We start from the raw sequence: 6,509 nt of genomic DNA on the forward strand, positions 1-6,509 counted from the left end.
AACTGTCTTTAAAGTGGAGCCTGCATCCTGCAGGCTATTTAATTCCAGGCGGCTGGAAGCCGCCTCCACATTGAAGAACAGTCCCATATTTGGAAATTGGGACAGTCCCCGCGAGGTACTATAAAAAAGATTAATACTGCATTGGTTCCTGTAAAAAATTTGCTTCAATGAAAAAATTTACACAGCGAGGGACAGTCCCTGTGCCAGGCGCAAAGTTCCCATCTTTAACGGAATTTTTCAGGCAAATGTGCATCAATCATGATCAAAAATCGTAAAAATATGAAAATTGTAACCGTCTGATTTTATTGGCAAAATGATTCCGGTTACTTGTAAGCTCCTCGCCTGGGCGGACCAGGACCGAACTTGTGAGTAACTAAAAAATCAGCCTTAGCACGAGATTGCTTCGCTTCGCTCGCAATGACAGCTGAGGTGTCTCGGATGTGGTTGCTGAAAAACTGTCACACAAGAGGGAGCCTAAGCGACCGAAGTAATCTGTATGGCAAAACCATAATGCTTTGAATTTATTACTTATTTGGTTTTAGTTACTTAGAAGCACCCCAATGTTCAACAACCGAGGCCTTCCGCCTTCCGCCTACAGTCTTCCCCTTCCCCCTTTTCAGGCCAGATCAAAATCCACCTCCAGCCTGTTAAGGTTCACATCTCGCAAGTTGACCCTGACTTTCAGACCAAGATAGAAACGCTTTCCTGTGCGTTTGCCGAGAAGATCCTGTTTCTCAGGACGAAAATGGTAATAGTCATCATGGATATTGGACAGCCTGACCATTCCTTCAGCCAGTACATCCTCTAACTCGACCCAGAAACCAAAATCTGTAATGGACGAGACAACTCCATCGTAAGTTTGGCCGATTTTGTCCATAAGAAATAAGATGGTGGCCCGTTTCAGTATTTCACGCTCTGCATTCATGGCCACTCTTTCTAATGAGCTCAGGGAATCTGCCACCTTTTTCATGCTTTTGAGGCCAGCCTTCACCTTTATATCCATCCCCAATGCATTTTTCAGAGCCCTGTGCACCACAAGGTCAGCATAACGCCTGATGGGCGAGGTAAAATGACAGTACGCATCAGATGCCAGGCCAAAGTGGCCTTCATTTTCCGTGGCATATCTGGCCTGCATCATGGATCGTAATACGAGCCTGCTTACCAGAAATTCCAGGTCGTACTCTCTGGATATTTCAATCAGCTGCTGAAGGCTCCTCGGGTCACGTTCCTTTGGCAGTTTTGGCCCCAGGTCAGTATTGGCAAGCAGTTTGAATAAAGAGTCGAGTTTGTCTTTATTTGCCGCAGGATGTACCCTGTAGAGAAACAGAGCCTCTTTTTTCTCAAGAAACTCAGCTACAGCCTCATTGGCGGCCAGCATGAATTCTTCAATGATCTGATGGGCAAAGTTTCTGGTTCTGGCCTTGATTTCAAAACTTCCATCCAGCAAATTGCGCAGTACTTCTGGTTCGGGCAGATCAAAGTCTATGCTGCCCCGGGATTGACGCAGTTCAAGCAGTCTGCGGGCAAGTGCATCACAATCCTTGAGCATGGGCAGTACTCTTTGCAAGTCCATGTCTGGGTCTTGCTGGTCAAGATAAAGGGCTTCGTTGACCTGGGAATAGGTCAGCCGGGCTGCACTCTGGATAACTGCTGGATAGAATGACGAACTTGTACGTTTACCCCTGTCATTAAAAGTCATCTGAGCAACCATGACCAGACGGGGCACATCAGGATTCAGGCTGCACAGACCGTTGGAGAGTTTTTCCGGGAACATGGGCTCAACGGACAGAGGAAAATAGTAGGAGTTACCCCTGACAAGCGCCTCTTTATCCAGCTTAGAGCCCACAGGCACATAATGGGATACATCGGCTATGGCAACGTAAAGCTTATGACCATTTTGCTGAGCCTCTATACAGATGGCATCATCAAAATCTTTGGCCTGAGCACCATCAATGGTGACAAAGATTTTGTTTCGCAAATCCTTGCGGCCTTGAAAATCAATGTGGTCAGGAGACTGGGGCAGTTTTTCAGCCTCCTTTACTGCTGTCAGGGGAAATTCTACAGGTACCTTGTGATTGAGCTTGACTATTTCCTCCTGCACTTCAAGACTATGTTCGTGTCCCATGATTCGGATAATATTGCCGGACCACAGCCCGCTTTCCATCTGTTCCTGTGGTTCAGCAACGACCATGGTGTTTATGCTTAAATCCTGATCCTTGGACATGACAAGCATGGAAAAGTCCAGCCTGGGGTTGGCAGGCCTGGTCAGATAAAGGTTTGGCCCCATGGACTTGACCACTTTAACCGGGAGCATTTTAACTGCTCGTTCAATGATGCTGGCTACCCTGCCATCAGGGCTTTTACCCCGCTTGCCGGGCAAAGTGGCCACAAGGACTGTATCTCCATGCCAGGCTCCATTAAAGTTTTTGGGGTGAACGAAAATATCCTTGCGCCTTTTGTCAAAAGGGATGGCAAATCCCACGCCTGAGCGCTGAATTTCGAGAATAGCCTTTTGCATGGGTAATTCTTCCACCAGGCACCAGGTTTTCCTGGCCTTGAAGATGCGTCCATCTGCTGATAATAATTTAAGGATGTCCTTGACTTTCTGCTTGTCCTGCCTGCCAAGCCTCAGGCCGGACATGATTTCCCTTAGACTTAAGGGTTTGTTGGTTTCCTTGAAATATCCTAATACTTTTTTCTTGCTAAGTTTACTCATTTTATAAGCCTGTTGATAAATTGTTGATGGCGGTTTTCCATAATCTGCATTTGAGTCACAGCTTCCCACATATTGAAGCCTGGTATTGGTTTGAGTTTGACTGCATCCTTGGATGTGCAGATTATATGCCTTATTTTGGCTTTTTGGGCCAGTTCGCTGATTTTACGTATTGACGCCTGATTATACTGGTGGTGGTTCTTAAAAGGTGCATGTAAGGCGCAGGAATAACCCAGAAGTTTTTTCAGAGAATGCCTGACCTTTTCCGGGTTGGCCAGTCCAGTTGCCAGCATGTATGGCTGATTGCTCAGATCTGTTCTGATTGCTCCTGTTGTTAGATTTCTAAGGGCTGTTGTGTGCAGGTCAAAATAGTAGATATCGCGTTTGTCCAAGGCTGCCTTCAGGCGCACTTCTTTTTTGACTTTTGTCATATCTCTGCCCCAGAGATTGACCATAAAAATGTCAGCCCGCTTCAAGGCATCTTCATCCTCCCGCCACATACCAAGAGGTACCACTTTGTTCCACCCTTTTGTCAAGTCATGCGGGGTGAGCAAAACGATATCCATGTCTCTTGCTACTTTCAAATGTTGGAAACCATCGTCAAGAATAAATAAATCCGGGTTCAGATGCTTGATTGCCCATCTGGCCGCCCTGATCCGGTCAGGATCCACGATAATATGGGCCTTGCCTTTTAAGGCGCGGCAAAGCATCAGGGGTTCATCTCCGCATATGTCAGGATGATCAGTGGATAGCACATGGTGGGGCAGGTTCCTGGGACGCGCCTTGTATCCTCTGGAAAGTATGACCGGCAGCTTACCTGCTGCAGAAAGATTTTCGGCCAGGAACCGGCACATGGGAGACTTACCTGTACCACCCATGGCAATGTTGCCGATAGATATGACAGGAATGTGCAGCTTGGTCCGATTCCTGTCCATGCGGGCAAGCCAGATACGGGCACCCCAGGCGTAAATCCTGGCCAGGGGGGCAAGGCCACAGGCAAGAATGGATGACATCATAGTGCTGATTATTTCAGTCCGGCTGTGATTTGCATATTATCCTCGCGCATCATTAAAGCTGCAATTCAGTCATACCCCTGACATAAGTATATGGACATATCCTTGTGCAGGCTTAGTCAGTCACCTTTCATGTGGCCGCCAATGAGCTTGTTGAGATGACTTAGAGCGGATCTGGAGCAGATTATCAGCAATCCAAGCGCAGCAAGCGAAGCGACAACTGCAGGGTTCACCAGACCTGAAAGGCTTTCAAGTTCTGCGAGACGAGTACCAGCATTGGCAAAAATAATAATTCCCGGCAAAATGCCAGCCAGGCTGATCCAGAAGTATGTCCAAACCTTCATGGTGGTCAGCCCAAAAGCGGTGTTTATCAAAAAAGACGGAGCCACTTCCATCACACGGAGCAGGAAGAGAAAGCTGCTCCCGTATTTTGCAGTCCCCTTGTCAATAAAGGCCAAATAAGCGCCTGCCTTGCGCCTGACCATGTCCCGAAAAGCGTACCGGCTGAGCAGAAAAGTAACCACAAGTCCACTACAGACGGCCACAGCGGTTAACAGGGATCCCAGCCATAAGCCGAAAAGCGCACCTCCAGCCACTGTCAGTACGCCGGTGCCTGGTATGGATACAACAGAAAAGAAAAAACGCAAAGCAAGAAATATCATAACTGAGACACAATAGTGTTCTGTGCTTGTAAGCTTTATTGTCTCAAAATTTTTCTGCAACCAGGTCAGAGAAAAGTAGCTCTGAAGATAATCATAAAAACCATGTATGGCCAGAGTTATAATCAAGGCCATAAAAACAGCTGCCTTAAAATACAATTTATACTCCTTTTGCTTGCGCGGCAAAATTTGTTAATGCACTGTCATGGTTCTCGGACTTAGAGCTTACCTGAGATAAGGCTTCTCAATACCGTAGCGCGACTGTGCCCGATTCTCACGGGACTTCCCCACCTGCGACAGAAATTTCATTTTCCCATACAAGGCTGCAATGGTCAATACCCTGGCTGAGCAATACCTCTGCAACTTACTTTACACTTCGCGTTTGACGCAATATGTAAAGATCATGTTTACACTTCGCGTCAAGCGCAAAATGTAAATATGATTTTTTTGGGAAAGAGGCCAAAGCCTGGCAAATGGTTTTCACATACATGTCTCAGGCAGCAGCCATCTAAGTAACTATAATCGTATTGGAAATAAAATCAGGGTATTATGGTTTTGCCATACAGATTGCTTTGGTCCCCTCGTGGGTGACAGGTTTTCAGCAACTACAACCCTGACAGCTCAGGTGTCATTGCGAGCGAGTCTTTTTATCCCGTTGAATACACGCAGTGTAGGCGCAGCCATTCAACTGGGGCGAGCGCGGCAATCTCTAACGTGCTAAGGTTATTACATCTTTTCTTTGTGGCACCAGCCACATTTCAAAGAAGCGGCTGGAGCCGCAAGAACAAGACGTCCCCAGGCTGGAGCCTGGGAACGAGTGGTGTAGGTTACTCGCAGGTTCGGTCCCGATCCGCCCGGGGGAGGAGCTTATAACGTAAACTTGTTTGACAACTTTGATACCAGGACTAACTTAATTGTTATCAGTGTCTGTTGTCCGCAAAACTGAGGTTAAAACTTTATGAAGGATAATTCCGATTGTTGAAAGAAAAGATGAAAAATGTGGGGAACAGATACCAGTAATTATTCTTGAATCCTTGAACCGATCAGGCTGAACCAGGAGTGAGTTCTGATTGACGATTACGTTTTTTTAACCAGAAAAAATATACTGGAGGTAAATTATGACAAAGGTTGGAGAAGTTTACAAATGTGAAGCATGCGGAAACGTAGTGGAAGTCAAGGAAACCGGAGAAGGGGAACTGGTCTGCTGTGACCAGCCCATGGTAAAGCAGTAGTCCCGGCCTGAAAGTCCGGATGCTGCACAAGCTTGTAATAAACAGCAGAAAGTGCTCATGAAAAAGCCTTTCTGCTGTTTTCGTTTTAGAGTAATTAAACTGAAAACAGTCTGATAATTAGTTAAACAAACAGGAGATAGTTGTGAGTTTCAGTCTTCCTGATCTTCCATATCCCAAGGACGCTTTGTCTCCATACGTAAGTGCCGACACTCTGGATTTTCATCACGGCAAGCACCATAAAACTTATGTGGACAAACTCAACAGCCTCATAGACGGCACTGACCTTGCCAATGAAACTCTGGAAGAGATTATAAAGAAGTCTGCTGCTGACTCTGAAAAGGCCAATATCTTTAATAATGCAGCTCAGGTCTGGAATCATACGTTTTACTGGAATTCAATGAAACCCGGAGGTGGAGGAAAGCCGGCAGGGGTTGTTGCTGATAAGATCCAGGAAGACTTTGGTGGTTTTGATAAGTTTGCAGAACAGTTTAAAAACGCGGGCGTCACACAGTTCGGCAGTGGATGGGCCTGGCTCGTTCTCAAAGAAGGTAAACTCCAGGTGGTAAAAACACTTAATGCTGAAAATCCCATGATCCAGGGCGTTAAACCACTGTTGACCATGGATGTGTGGGAACATGCCTACTATCTTGATTATCAGAACAGAAGACCAGACTATATTGATGCCTTTATCAATAACCTGATTAACTGGGAATTTGTTTCATCTCAGCTGGAGTAAGAATTAAGCCGGCTGATTCTTGAGTTACTGATGTTTATCTAAAAAAGCACTAACCCATTGAGGAAAATATGACGCTGGAAAAGCCTGAACTGAAGTCCAAAATTTAGAGGTGACTTATGGTCAGGCAATTTGCACCTTGTGTCGTCTCCAATCCAC

General features: G+C 46.1%; 5 protein-coding genes. 2 read left to right on the plus strand and 3 right to left on the minus strand.

Translation table 11 applies throughout. The annotated features are described in order from the left end of the window. Positions 1–616: 616 nt before the first annotated feature. The 3 genes from rnr to LZ23_RS21815 all read right to left on the minus strand — a co-directional run bounded on the left by rnr (position 617) and on the right by LZ23_RS21815 (position 4,544). Positions 617–2,716, minus strand: coding sequence for a ribonuclease R (rnr, locus tag LZ23_RS21805; RefSeq protein ID WP_045217701.1), 2,100 nt, complete (start codon positions 2,714–2,716; stop codon positions 617–619). Then, a complete protein-coding gene (gene lpxK / locus LZ23_RS21810; protein ID WP_084591195.1) occupies positions 2,713–3,729 on the minus strand; it encodes a tetraacyldisaccharide 4'-kinase in 1,017 nt (338 codons plus the stop codon). Before lpxK ends, rnr begins: the two co-directional genes overlap by 4 nt. 116 nt (positions 3,730–3,845) lie before the next feature. Then, the gene (locus LZ23_RS21815) at positions 3,846–4,544 is read right to left on the minus strand and encodes a TVP38/TMEM64 family protein (protein WP_052507607.1); all 699 of its coding nucleotides are present in this window, start codon (positions 4,542–4,544) and stop codon (positions 3,846–3,848) included. 959 nt (positions 4,545–5,503) lie between these two features. Between LZ23_RS21815 and LZ23_RS21820 the strand changes: the two genes are divergently transcribed. Continuing rightward, entirely contained in the window at positions 5,504–5,617 is a 114-nt protein-coding gene (locus LZ23_RS21820) for a desulfoferrodoxin FeS4 iron-binding domain-containing protein (protein WP_045217703.1), read from the plus strand. A 142-nt stretch (positions 5,618–5,759) separates the two neighbouring features. Then, positions 5,760–6,353 (plus strand): superoxide dismutase, encoded by a 594-nt coding sequence (locus LZ23_RS21825; protein ID WP_045217705.1) that lies wholly within the window; start codon positions 5,760–5,762, stop codon positions 6,351–6,353. Positions 6,354–6,509 lie beyond the last annotated feature (156 nt).

Source organism: Desulfonatronovibrio magnus (assembly GCF_000934755.1).
GTDB lineage: Bacteria > Desulfobacterota > Desulfovibrionia > Desulfovibrionales > Desulfonatronovibrionaceae > Desulfonatronovibrio > Desulfonatronovibrio magnus.

Bases quoted from the DNA above. Each gene is read 5' to 3' on its own strand.
- lpxK (WP_084591195.1), bottom strand. From the start codon at position 3,729: ATGATGTCATCCATTCTTGCCTGTGGCCTTGCCCCCCTGGCCAGGATT.
- rnr (WP_045217701.1), bottom strand. From the start codon at position 2,716: ATGAGTAAACTTAGCAAGAAAAAAGTATTAGGATATTTCAAGGAAACC.
- LZ23_RS21820 (WP_045217703.1), top strand. From the start codon at position 5,504: ATGACAAAGGTTGGAGAAGTTTACAAATGTGAAGCATGCGGAAACGTA.